Origin of the sequence: Chania multitudinisentens RB-25 (genome assembly GCF_000520015.2) — a bacterium.
Taxonomy (GTDB): domain Bacteria; phylum Pseudomonadota; class Gammaproteobacteria; order Enterobacterales; family Enterobacteriaceae; genus Chania; species Chania multitudinisentens.
In genome coordinates, this window is sequence record NZ_CP007044.2 from 4,050,047 (window position 1) to 4,071,234 (window position 21,188).

A 21,188-nucleotide genomic window follows, 5' to 3' on the forward strand; every position below is an offset into this window, starting at 1 on the left:
GAAAATAATATGCATAAGTTAATCACAGCAATGGAGCCGCAGCGCGACGATAGCGGCTACTGGACTCACCCAAATTATTTTGAACCGGTAGGTGGTCGGGAGTTCGCGGCACCAGGCGAGTTTGAAGCGTGGCAGGATAACAATCGTGTTATTGCGCGAGTGCTGTGGGCGGAATGCGACGTCACGGGCGAACAGTTAGAGGCACTTGAAGACAGCGACGGTGACATTAGTCAGTGGAACCCTACCCCACCGGATGGGAATGGATGGTTTATCGGTTCAATCCACGACACTGAGGATGGCCCTCTTTGTGTTTGGTTATGTCCAGTCGAAGGCGAGCCAAGAGCACTAAAGGATCACATCAACAGATGCCATGTTGCCGCGCTGAAAACTGAATTCCTCAATGCGCATCGGGTATGTTTGCAGGCCGCGCATGCTTATTTCTGCGCCTGTGATATCGGTGAGGATCGCACTTTCGCGCATGAGATTTACCAGCGCGTTCGGTTGGCGACGTTTCGCGGAGGTTGCTGATGAGCAGGAAAACCATAACGTGCACAGTAACAACGGCTCGTCCAAATGATAAGGAAATGGGGCTTTTTTATAAACTTTATCATGCAGCGCAACGCGTTGAAGATCGCTGGTGCCCTAACACCGTTGGCCCTATTGCCAATGAGCTATCTTACTGCCCTAGCCTGACTCGGCAAGAAAAGATGTTTCTGCTTCGTGCCTGGCAGGTTCTGGTGGACGGGAGTGGCGGCTTCGGTCGCTTCATGGGTGCCTTTGATACCTACGTTTACAACATACAGGATCCTGCCGTTGACCATGTTGCCTATAAGCCATCACTGATTCAGATGTTTTGTGATGCTGAACTGCTGCCGGTTGTGATTGAAGCGTATCAAGAAGCGTTGGCAGCACTGGAAGATAAATACCATCAAACAGACAGACTGCAAAAAACAATCGACTCAATTCGCCACTCAATTGACCTGGATCATCAGCGCATAGCAGATCTGGAGCGGCGACTACAGCAGCCAGTGGTACCAAGTGACTATTTCGCGTCACTGGTGGCAAAGGCTCGTCTATCTGCTGATAAGGCTATGAACAGGTTCCCGCAGCCAAACTATGTATTGCTAAAAGTGGCTGAGGAAGCCGGAGAAGTTGTGCAAGCAGCCGTCCACTATGCTGAAAACCGCATGAGTTGGGAACGGGTGGAGAGCGAAATTGTGCAGTTGATGGCAATGCTGATCCGCCTGGTAACTGAGGGTGATCAGGTGAATGGCGTGATTCCGCCAGAAAGTTGCCAAGTGTACTATGGATGAAGCGAAAAAATTAGAGTACATGAAACTTAAAAGAATAGTCTCCTCACGTACAACGAGATAACTCTACCTTTGATAGTCAACCATATGTAATTTTATTGTTAACAATCTTGCCCCCTTACCAACTTCCCCCAAACGACCATAATCAGGGCGTAACTTCGTTGCGCCCTCACACCAGAGGAAAGCACTATGTCGCAACTACTGACTTTAGAAGAGTGGGGTACAAAGACTTACAAAAGTAAGCCACCCTCTATAAAAACGCTTCGACGCTGGGCCAGGAATGGAAATATCTATCCTGCCCCAGAGAAACATGGCAGAGAATACCGCGTTCAAGAAAACGCAATTTATATCAAGCCAAAATCGTTCCAACTTGCCAGAGATCTGCATAAAGCTGGAGCAATAACATTACCCCCGCTGATAGAGAGAATTATCCATGGCGAAAAGACCAACAAGGTATGATGCGAACTTACCTAAAAATCTCACCTATCGCCGAAAGTACAGATCCTTTTACTGGCGTCACCCTATCACCAGAAAAGAGCTACCTTTAGGGCAGATTGCCCGCAGGGATGCGGTTGGGCAGGCGATTGAGGCAAATAACTACCTGGAGCAAAACTACTTACCTTCAACGCTTATTGAAAGAATTAAAGGCCGTGAAGAGGTTTTAACCTTAGGATCTTGGCTTGAGCGGTATGAGGTAATATTAGATCGCCGTGATTTAAAACCAAACACAATAAAAATAAGAGGTAATCAGTTAAAAATGATCCGCTCAGTCATGGGTGAGTATTTATTATCTGAAATAGACACTCGACAAATAGCTGAGTATTTGGAGTCGTTTAATGCCCAAGGGAAAGGTTCTATGTCAACGGCATTGAGATCTGTACTGTCAGATATATTCAGAGAGGCAATTGTTGAAGGGAGAATAAAAACAAACCCCGTAGAACCGACTAAAGCTCCACGCTTAAAAGTTAAGCGCGAGCGCCTTAATTATGATGAGTTCAAGCAAATATATTTAGCTGCGCGTGAACAACCACAGTGGGTAGGGCTTGCAATGGAAATAGATCTTATTACTGGTCAGCGGCGTGAGGATGTTGTTCTCATGCGCTTTACGGACATTTTCGACGGTCGATTACATATTGAGCAAGGTAAAACAGGAATGCGCCTTGCCATCCCTTTAGACCTGAGGCTTGAGGCTGCAAATCTATGCCTTGGCGAAGTGATAGAGCGCTGCCGGTCTTCGCATGCTTCCGACTACATCATCAATACCACTCGACGCTCTAAAAATGGAGATACATCGCTACACCCAGACACCTTAACCAAAGCATTCGTGAAAGCCAGGAATGCTACTAAGCTGGATCTTGGTGATAACCCACCAACGTTTCACGAGATCCGCAGCCTTGCGTCAAGGTTGTATAGCATTGAGAAAGGGGAAGAGTTTGCGCAGCGTCTGTTGGGCCATAAATCAGCAGTTATGACCAAGAAATACCTCGACCCAAGAGGCAAGGAATACGTGCTTGTTTAAAAAGACCGGATATAGGTTTTCGTGGAAATTTCGTGTATTTTCGTGGGATGCGATTTTTTATCATTAAAAATCAATAAGATAAAAAAAGACCGAATACGATTCCTATATTCGGTCTAGGGAAATGGCTCTTGGGAGAGAGCCGTGCGCTAAAAGTTGGCATTTATGCAGGGCTTACTCAGCCATGCACTTTAAGAGTAGCCTAACATGCTATTTTTGCCAGCCAACCGCACGGTAAGTGATAGTTTCATGCTGAAATTAATAAAATACCATTTCCTTTTTCCATAAATCACTCTGTAACCCTCTGGCAAATAAGCGATCAATCAACACATAGCTTCTCTGCCCTTGCACGAAAAACTTCAACACTCATTTTTTGACCTGGATTATTAATATCGTCCAGCAGAATCACATCTAATGGCTGAGCACGCTGCTGCCCCGTTTTCACCTGTACCTGTGCTGCATCATTCAACGGATATTGCATCAGAGTGCTGTTGTTCAGCACAAACAAAGCATTGCCTTTACGGCATTGCAGCGTCACTTCCTCTTTAGTGAATGCCCATTGCTTGCCGTATTCAAACTTGGTGATATTAACCAGCTTATCTGCTGCCATTGCACCCGTCGCCATGGTCAGCAACACGACACCAAGAATTACAGATTTCATGATATAACCTTATATTGCGATATGATTCGATTTTCCGGCAAGCTGCAATGTCATACCGGTGCATAGGTGGCAAATAAACTGACCAGCAACAATACTGCTCCCCCCAATACCACTTCACACCAGCAAGCTATGGCTAACCCACGCTGAGCCAGCATCGGCACACTACGCATCGCTGGCACGATGGTATAACGGTTCAACAGGGCAACCATGACCATCAAAACCACCAATCCGACTTTAAACAATAATAAACGCTGATAGGGAGAAGCAATATTCACCGGCCAATGCCCCAGTATTATCAGGCTGTTGATAATACCAGTAAAAATCACCAGTGCCACGGCAGCATGGCCCCAACGGGAAAAGCGGATAAGTGTTGCTACCGTATCACTACGCCACTGAGGTTGCGCCAAATAGCGCAGGCAAACCAGCAACGGCAACAAGCTCCCAAACCAATAGCTCGCAGTCAGCAGATGCACTATTTGGTTAAATCGATGCACAAAACCCAGTATTCCCTCATGCATTGCCGCATGCCCAACAAATGCCATGCTGATCAGTAACAGTATTGAGCACCCAAGGATCACCTTCACACGGTGGATAGCGGGTAGGAAAAGCGCCAGCAAAGCCAGCAGCGCTCCCACCAAATGCCAACGCCAAATCTCACCAAATGCAGTGCCCAACACTGCCCACCAAATTTCCAACTGCCAGGTATCAGCCCAGCCATCCCCCATCATCCCAGCCTGTACCGCCAGCATCAACACCGCTGTACACGCAGAGAGCCAAACGGCCGCAGTCAACAGCGGATGCAAATCGCGTGTAATGCGTGAAGAAAGGCGCTGTGGTGACAGTAAAACGGTGAACAAGCTGATACCAAACATCAGCATCACCACAGCAAAGTGCACAAAACGGCACAGGACAAACAGGGTTGTCAGCGTCATGGATCATTTTACAGTAAAGCTGTACTGACCTTTAGTTTTGTGGCCATCAACGGAAACAACATGCCAGCTGACATTATATTTTCCCGCCACCAGTTCCACTTCAAGCGGTACGTTAATTTGCTTATTGTTATTCGCTGCCAGACTCAATTTGCCCGTTTTCACCACGGCCCGATCCGGGCCAGTGATTTTTACACCACTGAAGTTTGGCTCTATGCCTTCAGAAAAACTCAACGTCAGCATGTTCGGAGCCGGGCTGATAGTGCTATCCGCTGCAGGAGTTTGTAATTTCAGATGTGCATGTGCCAAAGCTGGCTGAACAGATAACCCTACAGATAATATGAAAATGGCAATTAGCAGGTGATATATTGAACGAATTTTAGCGAACACAGAAGAATCCCTTTTATCATGATAAAAGTGAAAAGGGGCTAAGCCATTAGCCGGAGCGATGTTTCCGTAGCCTCCCCCACGATGATCGCACTACAGGCCAGTATGCGTATCCACTGTTTTAATCTTCTCCCCGCAATGCATCACGTTGAATCATAATGGTGGTGAATCAACAAGTCGAGTACATCACTAATCTTTTGAGATATTGCAGCACGTATCGCTGAAAACTCGCGATTATCTCGAGGTATAAAAAAACCGTGCACTGTGAAGGTACACGGTTTTCAGCAATACAGAGTGAATTTAGCCGTTACTGCTTTCAGCCGCTGAACTCATTTTCTTCAGGTCTTTATCAATGAAGAACAAGGCCTTACCACTGTTACCCACCAGTGCTAATTTATCCAGTACGGATTTGAACAGTTTCTCTTCTTCGTGCTGCTCTGCGACATACCATTGCAGGAAATTAAAAGTGGAGTAGTCACTGCTGGTCATGGCCACATGCGCCAGTTCATTGATTTGGCGGGTGATTAATTGTTCATGTTCGTAGGTTTGCTGGAAAACATCAGCCAGTGACTCGAATTCCACCGGCGGCGCAGCAATGCTGCCCAACAGGGGTAAAGCCCCCGTATCGCTGAGGTAATCAAACAGACGCTGCATATGCTGCATCTCTTCTTGAGAATGTTCTTTCAAGAACCCAGCGGCGCCCTCAAAGCCTTTATCGCTACACCAGGCGCTCATCTGCAAATACAGATTCGCAGAATAAAACTCCAGGTTAAGTTGTTCATTGAGTTTCTTTGTCATTTCTTGCGTCAGCATGGTGATCCCTTTTATTTTTCAGACTATAAAATTGATTTCCCGCATTATGCCTTGATTAAAACAAAATAAAAACACCCGATTTACATCTAGTTATTAATTTATATAAATCAAAGCACTAAATTAAAATCATTGATAGAAAGATAAATTATTATGAGAATCATTTCTATCTTTACATTTAACTATAAAACGAATCATTCTTATTTAGAATAATAAATACTCTCCGTCATATTTAAGAAAAAAATAATGATTTCTTTTCCAACACATTCTTGGTGACACTAATATAATCGTGCTTCATCCATAGCAATGCCCCACCATTGCTCATAACCTCATCAAACCAGCTAATACCAAAGGCCCACTTCGATATATGCGCTGCAAACTTGCCAAGTGCCTGATGGTGGATTACCTTCTGCGTTGATGACATGTAGCAAAGTGAAAGGAAAATAAGATGGGTTACAATCTGGCAGAACTTTCCAAAGATGAAATGGACAAAGTAAACGTTGACTTGGCCGCATCGGGTGTAGCATTCAAAGAACGTTACAATATGCCGGTGATCCCAGAGATGGTTGAACGTGAACAACCAGCACATCTGCGAGATTATTTTCGTGAGCGCGTAACATATTACCGTGCTGAATCACACAAATTCTCTCGCCTGCCGTACGAACCTAAAGCGAAGTAAGCAACCTGCCTATCAGGCAGGTTTTTTTTGATTATTTAGCAGCAAAACGATCGGTAGCCAGCATCAAATGATGCAGGATACCTGGCTCATCCGTTGAATGCCCTGCCCCTTCAACAATGTATAACTCCGCTTCTGGCCAAGCTTGCGCCAGATCCCAAGCATTCTGTACCTGGCAAGCCATATCATAACGGCCATGTATAATCACTGCCGGAATATGGCGGATCAGCGATACATTTCTCAGCAATTGGTCATCACTGTCAAGAAAACCTAGATGGGTAAAGTAATGGTTTTCAATTCGCGCAAAGGCCAGTGCAAAATCATCCTCACCAAAAGAAGCGGATGTATTGCTTGGCAAAAGTGTCACAGTCTCACCTTCCCACACGCTCCACAGCTTGGCTGCCTCAAGCTGTACCTGCTTATCTGGTGAGGTCAAACGCTGGCGGTAAGCGGCGATAACGTCTTTGCGTTCTTCTTCTGACAGAATGGACAGCACGCGTTCCCATTTATCAGGGAAGAAACGAGAAGCTCCATCTTGATAATACCAGCTGAGTTCCTGCTTACGCAGGGTGAAAATCCCACGCAGCACCATTTCACTGACGCGTTGCGGGTATGTTTGCGCGTAAGCCAGTGCCAATGTAGAACCCCAGGAACCACCGAATATCAACCATTGTTCTACACCCATCATCTTACGTAGCCGTTCGATATCCTCAACCAAATGCCAGGTAGTATTATTATCCAGGCTGGCATGAGGTTTGGAACGGCCACAACCGCGTTGATCAAATAGCATCACGTTATAACGCTCAGGATCAAACAATTGCCGATGGTAAGGGGCAATCCCACCACCCGGCCCACCGTGAATAAACACAGCAGGCTTACCATTGGGGTTGCCACTCATTTCCCAGTAAATCCGGTGACCATCCCCGGTATCCAGCCAACCACTCTCATAAGCTGCTAATGGTGGGTACAAACCGCGTAATTGCTGTTCCATGGTATTTCCGTTTTTTTATGCGTTATTCACTTATAAAAGCCGAAGGCAGGCATCAGGTCAACGGGAAAACGCGGGTAACCACACCCGCTTGGTCTTTATTCTGCCAGCGAAAGAATAAACGCATATTCCAGTGCAATATCCTCGTAGGACTTAAAGCGGCCAGACTTACCCCCGTGGCCCGCATCCATATCGGTATACAGCAGAAGTTGGTGATGGTCGGTTTTCAGTTCACGCAACTTCGCCACCCATTTGGCGGGTTCCCAATATTGCACCTGCGAATCATGCAGCCCTGTTGTCACCAACATATGGGGATAATCTTGCACCTTTACCTGGTCGTAAGGGCTGTATTGCTTGATATAGTCATAGTAGGTCTTATCGTTCGGATTGCCCCACTCGTCATATTCACCAGTCGTCAACGGGATAGATTCATCCAGCATCGTAGTCACCACATCAACAAAGGGAACTTGCGCGACTACGCCATTGAACAACCGCGGTGCCTGATTAACGATTGCTCCCATCAATAACCCCCCCGCACTGCCGCCCATGGCGAATACGCGTTTACTATCGCCATAACCTTGTGCCACCAGTGTTTCAGTTACATCAATAAAATCGTTGAACGTGTTTTGTTTTTTCAACAACTTGCCATCTTCATACCACAACTGGCCCAATTCAGCCCCACCGCGTATATGCGCCAGAGCAAACACAAAGCCACGATCCAACAAACTGAGGCGACTGGCACTGAACGCTGGGTCCATGCTGCTGCCATAGGAACCATAACCGTACACCAGCAACGGATTCGCGCTCTGAACAAAACAGTCTGGGCGGTAAACCAGCGATACTGGTACCTCAACACCATCGCGCGCTTTCACCCATACCCGTTCGCTGCGGTAATCTTCCGCCGTAAAGTTCTTCACTTCCTGCTGTTTGAGCTGCACACGTTCACCGCTGTCTAGATTCAATTCATACAGCGTAGTGGGGGTAGCCATGGAAGAATAACCGTACCGCAGCAGCGCAGTTTCTGGCTGCGGGTTGTACGCCAACCAGGTGACATAGGTTGGATCATCGAAAGCGATACGCTTATCTTCCCCGTTGTGCCAATGGATTTGACGTAGCTGCGTCAGGCCCGCAATACGTTCCTCCACCACTAGCCAGTCGCGGAACAGGCTAAATCCCTCAAGCATCACATCGGCACGTGGCGCAATCAGTGGTAACCATTGCAGCTCATCGGCCTGTTCACTTTGATAAAGACCGAAGTTCTTACCCTCTCTGTTAGAACGGATATAAAAATGCTGATGGTAATGATCAATAGCATATTCATGGTCTTTACGACGCGGCACAAACATCTGCGGTGGGCGACTGATATCATCGGCATCCAGCAATAAAATTTCTGAGGTAGTGGTGCTGCTGAGATGAATCAGGATAAAACGCTCTGAGGTGGTTTTTTCCAGGCTGACATAAAAGGTATCATCCTGCTCTTCATAGATCAGCACATCCTGCTGTGGATCGCTGCCGACCACGTGCCGATAAACCTGATACGGTAATAGCGTTTTCGCATGTTTACGGACGTAAAATACGGTAGAAGAATCATTCGCCCATTCAACATTGCCGGAAGTATTTTCCAGAACTTCATCCATCCAGATGTCATCTGCTAAGCTCTTGAAACGAATGTCGTACTGGCGTCGTGACAAGAAATCTTCCGCCACCGCCATATGTTGATTATCTGGGCTGACTTCCAGCCCACCCAACGTATAAAACTCATGCCCTTCAGCCCGCTGATTACCATCAAGCAAAGTATTCCACTGTTCACTTGCGGCTTCTGGCTGGCGTACATAGAGTGCATATTCATTGCCAGGCTCATAGCGGGTTTGATAGCGGAAACCACGTTTAATATAAGGCACTGAGTGTTCCTGCTGCGGAATACGCGCCACCATTTCCTGATACAGTGATTCACGCAATGCCTGCTGCGGCTTCAACTGTTCATCGGTGTAGGCGTTTTCTGCCCGCAGGTAGTCCAATATTTGAGGATCTGTGCGTTCATCATCACGCAGCCAGTAATAATCATCGATCCGGGTATCACCGTGGGCCGTGATCGGATAAGGACGTTTTTCTGCCTTTGGGGGTGTCATCATTTGCCAAATCATCCGCTTACATTGATTAAAACAAGAGTGGCACGATCTCCCCCAAATTAACAAGCCGCGGGATAGCTTCGTTCGCGTTTTTTCTCATTAAATGCCAATTTTGATACTCAGCGTTTAAATGCGCGGGATTCTCAGTGATAGTGCCACACTACGCGATGCCAGTGGCATCTGCCAGGCATTACCTTTACTGAAATTCACCTCTGCATTTGTGGAAAGCAATCACAAACAGCTCATCCAACCCTGGATAAATGTCCTTGATCACCTGTTTTAATTCACTGAGCGTCATATTTTCCTGCCGGGCATGAGTTTCGGTTAACGCGTCCAAAGCTACCGGCGTTACCGAAAGCACTTCAATAAAACAAAAAAATACGCCATCTTCATAACGGCTCACACGCAGCACCTCACCAGGCTGGAAGTGAGATTCACTGGCATCCCGGATGGTGATAGTTTTGCGCTCTGCAAGAATATCTTGCTCAAAGCGGCTAAAGAAGGTGATGTCGTGGAGCACTCTGATTCCTTTTCAATCACAACCCGGCTACATAACCGATTATGCTGCCTGCTTTTCTGGCGTAAAACCGTCTTCCATAGGAATAACTGGGGCTTCATTTTTAACTTTAGCGGGCTTTTTTACCGTTTCCTGCGGGGCCGCTGCACCACGCAGAATCTGCGTTAGCGCTTCTTTATGTTCTGCCAGGAAGAAACTCAACCCTTCGCGCTGTTCATCTTCAAGCGTCACCGGTGCTTGTTGCAACCACTCACCGAGGCTATCGGCCAGATCCAGCATTTTATCGTAGGCATCGGCCTCTTTTTTGTTTGCGAAAGTCATTTTTTCCTCACCATTTCTTACTACCACGTATTTCACTTCAACAGCCATGTGCGTATTCCTCATGATTGATTATACTGTAATTATATACAGTATAATCTCATCCCAGAGAAAGACGCAAGTACCCATTACTGTTTATTATTTCAGTAGCCGCACCTTGCAGCTCTTACCTTTGATTTTACCTTGTTGAAGCTGTTGCAACGCTTTACGTGCACTTGCCTTACGGATCGCCACGTAAGCATGCACCGGGAACATATCAATTTTACCCACCTCTGCTGCCGTCAGCCCAGCGTCACCGGTCAGCGCACCGAGAATATCTCCAGGGCGGATTTTCGCCTTACGGCCACCATCGATACACAGCGTGACCATTTCAGCGGCCAATGACGTATTTGGCGCACCGCTCAATTCAGCAACCGAAGCCCAATCAACCGTCATTTGCAGATAGTCTTCAATCGCATGCACACGTGCCATTTCTTGTGGTGCACACAGGCTGATAGCCAACCCATTCATCCCTGCACGCCCCGTGCGGCCAATGCGATGCACATGAACTTCCGGGTCAAATGCCAACTCATAATTCACCACCAGCTCCAGCTCTTTGATGTCTAAACCACGGGCTGCAACATCGGTCGCCACCAAAACTCGGCAGCTGCGATTGGCAAAACGAACCAATACCTGATCACGATCACGCTGTTCCAAATCGCCATGCAGGGCCAGTACGCTGATATCACGCGCTTCTAGCGCCTCAAACACCATTTGGCAATCACGTTTGGTATTACAGAACACTACGCAGGAAGCCGGTTGATAGTGGCGAAGCACCGCAACCAACAATGCCGGGCGTTGGTCACGAGTGGTTTCATAAAAACGCTGTTCAATCGTGGTTTGCTCTTCCCCCTCATCCACTACCACATCCAGCGGTTCGCGCTGGACACGGGCGCTGATGCGTTCAATGCCCGTTGGATAGGTAGCAGAAAACAACAGTGTCTGGCGCTGTGCAGGCGTATAGCCGATCACATCATCGATATCGTCAACAAACCCCATATCCAGCATACGGTCAGCTTCATCCAACACCAGCACTTTCAAATCATCCAACACCAGCGTTTTCTTGCGTAGATGTTCCTGTATGCGGCCCGGTGTCCCCACGACAATATGCGGCGCGTGCACCAATGAATCGAGCTGTGGCCCCACTGGCTGGCCGCCGCACAAGGTCAGGATTTTGATGTTCTGCGTAAAGCGTGCCAGACGGCGCAACTCTTTGCTCACCTGGTCAGCCAACTCACGCGTCGGGCACAGGATTAGCGCCTGGGTAGCCACGTGGCCAACATTGATTTTATCTAGCAGACCGATACCGAACGCCGCCGTCTTGCCGCTGCCGGTTTTAGCTTTGGCCCGTACATCCTGGCCTTTCAGGATCGCGGGCAGCGCTGCGGCCTGTACCGGCGTCATTTCGGCATACCCCAGTTCATTAAGGTTGGCCAACTGTTCGGCTGGCAGCGGCAGGGAAGAAAAGGAAACTGTGCTCACGGCAATAACTCTTATATAACAAGTGGAAAGGCGGCGTGGCCCGCAGGCTGGCACCGATTCAGGCGCAAATGATAACAGAGTTAGCATAGATTCCTGATTTCAGCCGTAAAAAAACTCTCCGAAGCAAACCCGCTGAATCTGCGCCAAGAATGCAAACCTCTTGTTTTTTAGAAGGTACTGAGTATCTGCATACCATTTCAGTCAACTTTATGGATATAATTTGATCTACATCAAAAAACTGCGCAATAAAATATTTAACTTTAAAAAAACAAAAAATAGCCTTTTTTGTTAAAGAAATTCACAGAAATTAAAATATTACCCCTTTATCTGATACCATTCCAAAACAAGCATCTAAAATACACTTTATTCCGTATCCAGACTGCCCTTCCCTTCACCTTCACTAAAAAATAAAAATCATTATAACTAGCGAAGGCCGTTTCTATTTATCCAACGTTAGCACACAAGAGAAAATTCAATATATAACCAGTATGTTTAGCAAAGGAATGTACGATTATGAAAAAGACCTCTATCGTTTTAATGCTATTGATAAACGGAATTATTATTACCCCTGCATTTTCTGCCGACGGTACACTGACTTTCAATGCAAAAGTGTATGAGAGTGCTTGCGAAATAGAATTGTCACAAAGCGTGCAGCTTGCTGATATGCCCACCGGTATGTTACTGAATGTCAACACTGTGCCTGGAACATATCAAGATTTTGAAATAGAGCTTAAAAACTGCCCACAACAAACGCCACAGGCCAGAATTAAACTTGAAGGTACTGCAGCAAAAGGCAACTCTAGTGCATTCTCCCTTGATGAACCGGATGCTGTAGCCACCGCTAAAGGATTAGGTTTATATATTCAAGGCAGTGGAGGCCGAATTACACCGAACCAGACATCAGGGAACTACACCTTGGATACCACGCCGGGTAATATCAACAAACTGAAATTCAGTGCCGCTTACGTAGTAACAGGTGCAGTACAAACCGGCACCGCCAACGTCACCACTCAGTTTACGGTTATCTATCCTTAGTCTCCTTCTTTAAATTACTGCATTACAGGCTGCTGTTTGAAGTACAGCGGTTTATAACTGCGGAGGTATTGTTGGTCATACTGCTCCCACTTGTGTGGAGTTGATTAGGCAGTACTTAATTCTAACAGGACGTGGATTATGCAAAAACCTCTCATCACACTCGCTTTAGTATTTGCCTTGGGCAATATAACCCCGGCACTTTCTGCCGATGGTACATTATTCTTTACCTCAAAATTGCTGGACAGTGCCTGTATTGTCACGCCAACCCAGCACGTCGTGCTTGATGATATGGCAGTAGGCCAGTTACCTGATATTAATTCCGTTTCGCCCAGGAAAGAGTTTGCAATCGAGCTCCGTAATTGCCCGCCGCATGTGCAACAGGCTCAAATCAGATTTGAAGGCGCAGCTTCACAGTATACCGCTTACCGTGCTTTTGCTCTTGATGATCCCGATTCACCCACCACCGCCAAGGGCATCGCTTTCCAGATAGAAAACGATCCACAGCTCAATATTTATGCCGCAATAGCGCCTAATACGCTCTCCAGTACCGTAACGCTGGATAGCACTCCGGGTAATATCAATAAATTAATCTTCACCGGGCGCTATGTTGCGGTAGAAAAAGAAGTTAAGGCCGGTACTGCCAATGTAACCACACAATTCAGCATTATTTACCCGTAAATCATGTTCTGTCTGCTGCAATACATACGATTATATTCACCACAGCTCACTTTTACATGGAGGTTATAAATGAAAAAATACTTTACTGCCTGTGCGTTGCTAATAGCAGGAAATAGCGTAGCCGCCCCCGATGGCACATTAACTTTTAGCTCCAATGTTGTCGGTACAGCTTGCGTTGTCAACCCAACGCAAAATGTCGTTATTGAGGATATCCCTACAGGCATGTTACTAACGGTCGGTTCAGTGGTCGCAGCTAGAAACTTCGATATTGAACTTAGCAATTGCCCGTCGTCAATCAAAAGTGCAAAAGTCAAATTTGAAGGCACGGCATCATCAGTAGACAATACGCTATTTGAGCTTGATGAGCCCGATTCTCCCAATACAGCAAAGGGGATAGGACTACAGCTTCGTAATAATCATTCATATAACACTGGTTATATCAACCCCAATACGGAATCCTATTCTGTCACATTGGATACCACACCAGGGAATATCAACAAACTGCCTTTCAAAGTCGGCTATAAAGTGCTGAATAAAGAGGTGCAATTAGGGAAAGCCAACGTCACGACTCAGTTTACGATCGTCTACCCATAAGTTTAATTGCTGTTTCCCCCGAATCACCACCGCATTTGGTGCTTTGGGGGGCATTTTTGCCACTTCATTTGTCTTCATCTGTATACGCAATCGTTTTCGTATATACTGCACGCGGGTTATCAGCCACATTTATAATTCTCAGATCCAGGTACGAAACTATGTTAACTATTGGAACCGCCCTGCGCCCCTCTGCCACCCGCGTTATGCTGCTCGGCTCTGGTGAGTTGGGCAAAGAAGTTGCCATCGAATGCCAACGTTTGGGGTTAGAAGTGATTGCCGTTGATCGTTACGCCGATGCACCCGCCATGCACGTGGCCCATCGTAGCCATGTGATCAACATGTTGGATGGCAATGCGCTGAAAGCCGTTATCGAGCAGGAACACCCTGATTACATCGTGCCGGAAATCGAAGCCATCGCCACCAGCATGCTGGTTGAATTGGAACAACAGGGCCATCGCGTCGTACCCTGTGCAGAAGCAACACGCCTGACGATGAATCGCGAAGGCATCCGCCGCCTGGCGGCAGAAACCTTGGGCCTGCCCACCTCAAGCTACCGCTTTGCCGATAGCGAAGCCGGTTTCCATCAGGCAGTGAGGGAAATTGGCTATCCGTGCATTATCAAGCCAGTCATGAGTTCCTCAGGCAAAGGGCAGAGCCTGATCCGAAACGAACAACAGCTTAATGCCGCTTGGGAGTATGCCCAGCAAGGTGGGCGGGCGGGCGGTGGCCGGGTGATCGTGGAAGGCTTGGTGCAGTTTGATTTCGAGATTACCTTGCTCACTATCAATGCCGTTGATGGCGTGCATTTCTGTGCTCCCATCGGCCATCGGCAGGAAGAAGGGGATTACCGTGAATCCTGGCAACCTCAGCAAATGTCCGATCTGGCGTTAAGCCGGGCGCAGGCAATTGCAGAAAACGTAGTGGGTGCGTTAGGGGGCTTTGGCTTGTTTGGTGTCGAGCTGTTTGTTTGTGGTGATGACGTCATTTTCAGTGAAGTTTCACCGCGCCCGCATGATACCGGCATGGTAACGCTGATTTCCCAAGATTTGTCCGAGTTTGCTTTGCATGTTCGTGCTTTTCTCGGGTTGCCAATCAATACAATCCGCCAGTTCGGTCCTTCTGCTTCTGCGGTGATCCTGCCAGAGCTGACCAGTGGGAACCTGCGGTTCAGCGGCTTGGATCGGGCGTTAAGCGGCCATAATCAGCTACGATTATTCGGCAAACCCGACATCAGCGGTAAACGCCGCCTGGGTGTCGCACTTGCCACAGCACCGAACGTTGAGCAGGCGGTAGAATTAGCTAAACTTTCGGCGGCTGCCGTCACTGTGCAAGGCTGATAACGTTGGGGTTCGCTCTACTGAACCCCAGCAATATCAATAACTATCGTCGTCTTCGCTGTTATCTTCCCAATATTCAGTTGGAGCTTCCTGCGGTTCTTCTTCATCGTCGAACAGAACAGTCACCTGATCGCCCTGATGTTTTTCGCGGATTTCCTGCGCCACGCAGGCAATGGCTTCACCACTGCTCATACCCTGTTCCATCAATTGATGGATGCGTTCAGCGGCTTCCTGCTGCTCTTGGTGGCTCAGCGATGGCATACCTGCAAGCATGTGTTTCTCTCCAGCAAAATAGCAAGGGCTTATAACCCCATCAGACTTCAAGTTACATGTGCGTTGGCCTGCCTGCAACTTGAGTTATTTCGTTAAAAACGCTGAATCCAACGCCGGTTATTCTGCTGCCCGCCACTGTTTCAGACGATGCAGCCACAGCATCACTTGCCACATCTGTTTGACACCACGCATGTTAGTACTCATAGCACGATGGATACCACGCTGATAGAATTCTGCGGTAATTCGTTGCTGTGCCTCAGCTTCAGGTTCGCGGCGAATACAATGGCAGATCCCCAGCGCTTCGCGGGTAATTTGCCAATGAAACGCCGGACAAAGCGATATTTTTTGACTATAGCGCTGATTCAGTTCGATCAGCATCTCCACAATTCTCATGTAATGGCGCTGATATTCAACGTTTGCCAGCCCAATACGGCGGCGATTACTGATCGATTGATCATGTATCCGCTGGCGGTACAACGGTTTGCTAAGATATTTTACCCGTTGGGCGTTAAACATCACTTCCGTGGTCCACGGAATATCCTGGTGATGCAGACCAGGCTCAAAATAAAGCTGATGCTGTTTGATAAAATCGAGGCGATAAACAGCCAACCACACCACATGAATAAAGCGTCTGGATTTCAGCGCTTTTTCCAGCCATTGAGTACCCGGCATTACCGCCGTGTCCTGCAACCGCTGCTGTGGAATAATCGGCTGCTGCATACCGCTGCTGGCATAATAACGTTCGCCATTGCACTGCATGACATCTAATTGGTGCTTTTCAGCCTGTTCGAGCAGCGTTGAATACATTTCTGGTGCCAATACATCGTCTGCATCAGGAAAGGCCACATATTTCCCACGCGCCACTGCCAATCCCGCATTGCGCGCGTTGGATACCCCCGAATTCGCTTGGTCAATAACGCTAATATGTGGATGCTGAGCGGCATAACGGTGAGCAATTTCGCCTGAACCATCGGTTGAACCATCATTTACGATGATCACCTCCAGCAGTTGCTCACGCTGCGCCAGCAGAGACTCCAAAAAGGGAACGAACAATTCCCCGGCATTATGCAAAGGGACAATAACACTCAGTTTTAATGACATACACGGCTCTTTGCTGACGAAAGTAAAAGAATTTAATTAATTCACTACGCTTTGCGGAAAACGAGGTTCGGAGAATACTGGCTCAGCTTTTTAATCAGGTGCTGATTTGCCCGTTGTGTACATCGTTCGAAAAAACACCAGGGGTTTAGGATTAATAGTGCAAAAACGCATCAATCCACGCCTTATAGTTTTAACCAAACAACGCATTATTCTCACTCACCCTATTTAAAGAATAGAGATGATAACTGGGAGGAATCTACAATGATATATGATTATACATTCATATAATGAATTAATACTGTCATTCATGCCTATAATGTATAGAATCCGAAATGCTTATATTCTGGCTGTACAGAGAAATGACAGGAAAATCCGTCATTTAGGTACGGTTTACTTTTCATCGGCTGGCACAGCAGGCTGCGCCTACGGATGGAGTATGGCAGAATAGCTATCTCAACACCGTCGTTTTGCCAGTCAGGTTCATTAAAGCCCATGAGTGCAACCACCCCAAATCTTAAAACTTTACCTTATACCCGTGAGTCACTGTTGGCGCTGTTCACTCCCTTGGCACAACGGCCCTGGGCCATGTTGCTGCATTCCGGGTTTGCTGAGCATATCCATAACCGCTTTGATATTCTGGTTGCCGAACCACGAATCACCTTAACGACTCAAGGTTCACTCACCGAAATTCGCCATGGCACCACCAGCTACAGCTCGCCAGAAGACCCGTTCCAGTTACTGCAACAACAACTGGATGCACAATCTCTACGTCCGCTGCCGAATGCAGATTTACCATTTCAAGGTGGTGCACTGGGCCTGTTCGGCTACGATCTGGGGCGGCGGATAGAAACATTGCCCCAGTTGGCTCAGGCAGACCTCAGCCTGCCTGACATGGCCGTTGGCATTTATGATTGGGCACTGATTGCCGATCACCACCAGCAAACGCTGACACTGCTCAGCTATGGTGATGTTGAACAGCGCTGGCACTGGCTTAACCAGCAACAGGCACCGTCTTGCGCTGCGTTTACCCTGACCGGCAACTGGCAGGCCAATATGACCCGCCAACAATACGGTGAAAAATTTCAACGTATTCAGGAATACCTGCGCAGTGGTGATTGTTATCAAATCAATTTGACACAACGTTTTTCTGCACCTTATCAAGGGAATGAGTGGCAGGCTTTTCGCCAATTGAGCGCTAGCAACCGCGCGCCTTTCTCAGCTTTCTTGCGGTTGCCGCAAAACAGCATACTGAGTGTTTCACCGGAACGTTTTTTGTGGCTGGAAAATCAACAGATTCAAACCCGGCCAATAAAAGGTACCCTGCCCCGCCTTGCCGATCCGCTACAGGATGCTGCGCAGGCCAATAAATTGGCGCATTCTGCCAAAGACAGAGCTGAAAACCTGATGATCGTCGATCTGCTGCGCAATGACATTGGCCGTGTGGCACAACCCGGCAGCGTACGCGTGCCAGAGCTGTTTGTGGTAGAGCCATTTCCAGCGGTGCATCATCTGGTCAGCACCGTTACCGCAGTGTTACCCCACACCACGCCAGCCACCGAGCTGCTGCGAGCCTGTTTCCCCGGTGGTTCGATCACCGGCGCGCCGAAAATTCGCGCCATGGCGATCATTGAAGAATTAGAACCACAGCGGCGTAATGCTTATTGCGGCAGTATTGGTTATATCAGTGCCTGCGGCACCATGGATACCAATATCACCATTCGAACCCTGGCCACCGAAAATGGCCGAATATATTGTTCAGCAGGCGGTGGCATTGTTGCTGATAGCCAAGAACAGGCGGAATATCAGGAAGCCTTTGATAAAGTAGGGCACATCTTGCCACAACTGGGGGAGTTTACCGTTTCGTGAGACATCAGCATCACCCAGCCTCACTGGCTGCGTTTATCAGCCGTTTTCAACTGCAATTGCCGCAGGCAGTGCAAACCTCCCATAATGTGCGCCCGGCAGCGGTGTTAATTCCGATTGTCTGCCGGCCTGAACCCACCTTGCTGCTCACCCGCCGCGCCGATTCATTGCGTAAGCATGCCGGCCAGGTCGCCTTTCCAGGGGGGAAAACCGATGCGGAAGACAGCTCAGCGATCATCACAGCGCTGCGCGAAGCGCAAGAAGAAGTCGCGATCCCACCACAGGCGGTTCAGGTGCTGGGGAAATTGGCTCCGCTCGACAGCAATACCGGCTTTCAGGTCACGCCCGTTGTTGGCCTGATCCCGCCAGACATCCAATTCCATGCAAATGCGGATGAAGTCGCAGAAGTGTTTGAAATGCCGCTGCACGAAGCCCTTATGCTGTCACGGTATTACCCACTGGACATTCATCGTGGCGGTCATTCGCACCGTCTCTATCTTTCCTGGTATCGGAGCCAATTTGTGTGGGGATTGACGGCCGCTATCATCCGCCGCCTGGCACAGCAAGTCAGCATCTGATTTCTGCAACACAAATCACATTATCGTTTTGATAGTGATGGTTTTTTTCCGCAAAGCGATCGTTATCACTTCACCAACGCGTTTTTTACACTACTGTTCAGCCACTTATTTAAAAAAAACTGCGAAACCACTCTATAACATGATTAAATTTTAGTAAAATGGTTATTAATCGGGATAAAAAACTAAAAAATAAATTTTAGCCGGATAGTGTTCAAGATGAGGGAAACCTCGTTGGCTGCCAGCAACTATACTCAATGTAGCGGAGTCGCAGGCAGCATAACTAATTGATGCCAGAAAGCCGCTGACCCCTGTCGGCGCACTTCTCTCTCATCATTCCCTGCGCGGTTTATCGTTGCCGCCGCCATAACAATAAGCCTGTTTAAGGAGTCTTAGCGTGATTAGCGTTTTCGACATGTTCAAGATCGGCATCGGCCCCTCCAGTTCTCATACGGTTGGGCCGATGAAAGCCGGCAAACAGTTTGTCGACGATCTGGTTAGTCAAGATTTGATGCCTTCGGTCACGCGTGTTGCCGTTGATGTCTACGGCTCACTTTCCTTGACCGGTAAAGGGCACCATACGGATATTGCTATTATTCTCGGCCTGGCGGGCAACATGCCAGAGACGGTTGATATTGATGGCATTCCGAGCTTTATTCGCGATGTTGAGCAGCGTCAACGCCTGATGCTGGCCTGCGGCCGGCATGAGGTTGACTTCCCGCGCGACGGCGGCATGGTATTCCGCAGCGGCAACCTGCCGCGGCACGAAAATGGTATGCAGATCCAGGCCTTTGCCGAGGATCTGCTCGTTTATAGCAAAATCTATTACTCCATCGGTGGCGGTTTTATCGTTGACGAAGAACACTTCGGCCAGGCTGATAATAACGGAATCAGTGTTCCTTATCCTTTCCATTCGGCCAATGAAATGCTCCAGCACTGCCACACCACCGGCCTTTCCTTGTCTGGCCTGGTGATGCAAAACGAACTGGCATTACACAGTAAGCTGGAGATAGAAAACTATTTTGACAATGTCTGGCAAACCATGCGCGCCTGTATTGATCGCGGCCTGAATACTGAAGGGGTGTTGCCTGGGCCACTGCGCGTACCGCGCCGTGCATCGGCACTGCGCCGTATGTTGGTTTCTTCCGATAAGCTTTCCAACGATCCGATGAATGTGATCGACTGGGTGAACATGTTTGCCCTGGCGGTAAATGAAGAAAACGCCGCCGGTGGCCGCGTGGTCACCGCCCCCACTAACGGGGCCTGCGGCATCGTGCCCGCGGTGCTGGCCTACTATGATCATTTCATTGAGTCCGTTAGCCCGGATATCTATATCCGTTATTTTATGGCCTCTGGGGCCATCGGCACGCTGTATAAAATGAATGCTTCCATCTCAGGGGCTGAAGTCGGCTGCCAGGGCGAAGTGGGCGTCGCCTGTTCTATGGCCGCCGCCGGGTTGGCTGAACTGCTGGGCGGCAGCCCTGAACAAGTTTGCATCGCCGCAGAAATCGGCATGGAACATAACCTGGGGCTGACCTGTGATCCCGTTGCCGGCCAGGTGCAAGTGCCCTGTATCGAGCGTAATGCCATTGCTGCCGTGAAAGCCATCAACTCGGCACGTATGGCGCTACGCCGCACCAGTGAGCCGCGCGTTTCTTTGGATAAAGTGATCGAAACCATGTACGAAACCGGCAAGGACATGAACGCCAAATACCGCGAAACTTCCCGCGGCGGCCTGGCTATCAAAGTTCAGTGTGATTAAATCATCCTCCTCGCCTTTTGGGTGGGGAGGCTCTACCTTGCCCTCTTTTGCTTACCTATCGCTGACTCCTTTGATTATCTCCGTTCTGAATACTTGAAATAATTTGTTGAGTTACCACCAATTTCTGCATCAACAGACTAGAATTAGCCAAGATTCATTTTGTAGATTTAAGTTTGGAGTACTTCTGGCTGTTTTATTGAACAAGGAA

23 protein-coding genes are annotated in these 21,188 nt (G+C 48.2%); 12 read left to right on the top strand and 11 right to left on the bottom strand.

Features of this window, described 5'->3' with window-relative positions:
- The first annotated feature begins 9 nt into the window (after positions 1–9).
- The 4 genes from Z042_RS17880 to Z042_RS17895 all read left to right on the top strand — a co-directional run bounded on the left by Z042_RS17880 (position 10) and on the right by Z042_RS17895 (position 2,829).
- Complete coding sequence (locus Z042_RS17880) at positions 10–528, top strand: hypothetical protein (protein ID WP_024910252.1); 519 nt, start codon at positions 10–12, stop codon at positions 526–528.
- Positions 528–1,313, top strand: a complete 786-nt coding sequence (locus tag Z042_RS26665; protein ID WP_045784801.1) for a nucleoside triphosphate pyrophosphohydrolase family protein — start codon at positions 528–530, stop codon at positions 1,311–1,313. Before Z042_RS17880 ends, Z042_RS26665 begins: the two co-directional genes overlap by 1 nt.
- Before the next feature lie 186 nt (positions 1,314–1,499).
- A complete protein-coding gene (locus Z042_RS17890; protein WP_024910251.1) occupies positions 1,500–1,769 on the top strand; it encodes an excisionase in 270 nt (89 codons plus the stop codon).
- A complete protein-coding gene (locus Z042_RS17895) occupies positions 1,744–2,829 on the top strand; it encodes a tyrosine-type recombinase/integrase (RefSeq protein ID WP_024910250.1) in 1,086 nt (361 codons plus the stop codon). The genes Z042_RS17890 and Z042_RS17895 overlap by 26 nt, the downstream gene beginning before the upstream one ends.
- Positions 2,830–3,145: 316 nt before the next feature.
- On the opposite strand, the gene Z042_RS17900 is transcribed toward Z042_RS17895, so the two are convergent.
- From Z042_RS17900 to ftnA, 4 genes are all read right to left on the bottom strand, one after another.
- The gene (locus Z042_RS17900; RefSeq protein WP_024910249.1) at positions 3,146–3,487 is read right to left on the bottom strand and encodes a YebY family protein; all 342 of its coding nucleotides are present in this window, start codon (positions 3,485–3,487) and stop codon (positions 3,146–3,148) included.
- 50 nt (positions 3,488–3,537) lie between these two features.
- Complete coding sequence (gene copD / locus Z042_RS17905) at positions 3,538–4,419, bottom strand: copper homeostasis membrane protein CopD (RefSeq protein WP_024910248.1); 882 nt, start codon at positions 4,417–4,419, stop codon at positions 3,538–3,540.
- Between the two features lie 3 nt (positions 4,420–4,422).
- Complete coding sequence (gene yobA / locus Z042_RS17910; RefSeq protein ID WP_154666993.1) at positions 4,423–4,806, bottom strand: CopC domain-containing protein YobA; 384 nt, start codon at positions 4,804–4,806, stop codon at positions 4,423–4,425.
- Positions 4,807–5,103: 297 nt separating this feature from the next.
- On the bottom strand, positions 5,104–5,616 hold the full coding sequence (gene ftnA, locus Z042_RS17915) for a non-heme ferritin (RefSeq protein WP_024910246.1): 513 nt from the start codon (positions 5,614–5,616) through the stop codon (positions 5,104–5,106).
- Between the two features lie 445 nt (positions 5,617–6,061).
- On the opposite strand from ftnA, the gene Z042_RS17920 reads away from it, so the two are divergent.
- Entirely contained in the window at positions 6,062–6,292 is a 231-nt protein-coding gene (locus Z042_RS17920) for a DNA polymerase III subunit theta (RefSeq protein ID WP_024910244.1), read from the top strand.
- Between the two features lie 31 nt (positions 6,293–6,323).
- Here Z042_RS17920 and pip read toward each other — a convergent pair whose 3' ends face one another.
- The 5 genes from pip to dbpA form a co-directional block, all read right to left on the bottom strand.
- Positions 6,324–7,280 (bottom strand): prolyl aminopeptidase, encoded by a 957-nt coding sequence (pip, locus tag Z042_RS17925; protein ID WP_037405519.1) that lies wholly within the window; start codon positions 7,278–7,280, stop codon positions 6,324–6,326.
- Between the two features lie 95 nt (positions 7,281–7,375).
- Positions 7,376–9,409 carry a S9 family peptidase gene (locus tag Z042_RS17930; RefSeq protein ID WP_024910243.1) on the bottom strand — a complete coding sequence of 678 codons (2,034 nt, stop codon included), beginning with the start codon at positions 9,407–9,409 and terminating at the stop codon, positions 7,376–7,378.
- A gap of 193 nt (positions 9,410–9,602) precedes the next feature.
- Positions 9,603–9,926 carry a N(4)-acetylcytidine aminohydrolase gene (yqfB, locus tag Z042_RS17935; RefSeq protein ID WP_024910242.1) on the bottom strand — a complete coding sequence of 108 codons (324 nt, stop codon included), beginning with the start codon at positions 9,924–9,926 and terminating at the stop codon, positions 9,603–9,605.
- A gap of 39 nt (positions 9,927–9,965) precedes the next feature.
- On the bottom strand, positions 9,966–10,292 hold the full coding sequence (locus tag Z042_RS17940; protein ID WP_024910241.1) for a YebG family protein: 327 nt from the start codon (positions 10,290–10,292) through the stop codon (positions 9,966–9,968).
- Positions 10,293–10,379: 87 nt separating this feature from the next.
- On the bottom strand, positions 10,380–11,762 hold the full coding sequence (gene dbpA, locus Z042_RS17945; protein ID WP_024910240.1) for an ATP-dependent RNA helicase DbpA: 1,383 nt from the start codon (positions 11,760–11,762) through the stop codon (positions 10,380–10,382).
- A 513-nt stretch (positions 11,763–12,275) separates the two neighbouring features.
- Here dbpA and Z042_RS17950 point away from each other — a divergent pair.
- The 4 genes from Z042_RS17950 to purT all read left to right on the top strand — a co-directional run bounded on the left by Z042_RS17950 (position 12,276) and on the right by purT (position 15,406).
- Complete coding sequence (locus tag Z042_RS17950; RefSeq protein WP_024910239.1) at positions 12,276–12,797, top strand: fimbrial protein; 522 nt, start codon at positions 12,276–12,278, stop codon at positions 12,795–12,797.
- Between the two features lie 138 nt (positions 12,798–12,935).
- Positions 12,936–13,475 (top strand): fimbrial protein, encoded by a 540-nt coding sequence (locus tag Z042_RS17955; protein WP_024910238.1) that lies wholly within the window; start codon positions 12,936–12,938, stop codon positions 13,473–13,475.
- A 69-nt stretch (positions 13,476–13,544) separates the two neighbouring features.
- On the top strand, positions 13,545–14,069 hold the full coding sequence (locus Z042_RS17960; RefSeq protein WP_024910237.1) for a fimbrial protein: 525 nt from the start codon (positions 13,545–13,547) through the stop codon (positions 14,067–14,069).
- Between the two features lie 158 nt (positions 14,070–14,227).
- Entirely contained in the window at positions 14,228–15,406 is a 1,179-nt protein-coding gene (purT, locus tag Z042_RS17965; RefSeq protein ID WP_024910236.1) for a formate-dependent phosphoribosylglycinamide formyltransferase, read from the top strand.
- 36 nt (positions 15,407–15,442) lie between these two features.
- Here the strand turns inward: purT and Z042_RS17970 are convergent, their stop codons facing one another.
- Positions 15,443–15,679, bottom strand: coding sequence for a YoaH family protein (locus Z042_RS17970; RefSeq protein WP_024910235.1), 237 nt, complete (start codon positions 15,677–15,679; stop codon positions 15,443–15,445).
- A 117-nt stretch (positions 15,680–15,796) separates the two neighbouring features.
- The gene (locus tag Z042_RS17975) at positions 15,797–16,780 is read right to left on the bottom strand and encodes a glycosyltransferase (protein WP_024910234.1); all 984 of its coding nucleotides are present in this window, start codon (positions 16,778–16,780) and stop codon (positions 15,797–15,799) included.
- Positions 16,781–17,272: 492 nt separating this feature from the next.
- Here Z042_RS17975 and pabB point away from each other — a divergent pair, with 492 nt between their 5' ends.
- The 3 genes from pabB to sdaA all read left to right on the top strand — a co-directional run bounded on the left by pabB (position 17,273) and on the right by sdaA (position 20,980).
- Positions 17,273–18,646: an aminodeoxychorismate synthase component 1 gene (pabB, locus tag Z042_RS17980; RefSeq protein ID WP_024910233.1), complete on the top strand. Its 1,374-nt coding sequence runs from the start codon at positions 17,273–17,275 to the stop codon at positions 18,644–18,646.
- Positions 18,643–19,221, top strand: coding sequence for a CoA pyrophosphatase (locus Z042_RS17985; RefSeq protein WP_024910232.1), 579 nt, complete (start codon positions 18,643–18,645; stop codon positions 19,219–19,221). The genes pabB and Z042_RS17985 overlap by 4 nt, the downstream gene beginning before the upstream one ends.
- A gap of 394 nt (positions 19,222–19,615) precedes the next feature.
- Entirely contained in the window at positions 19,616–20,980 is a 1,365-nt protein-coding gene (sdaA, locus tag Z042_RS17990; protein WP_024910231.1) for an L-serine ammonia-lyase, read from the top strand.
- Positions 20,981–21,188: the final 208 nt, after the last annotated feature.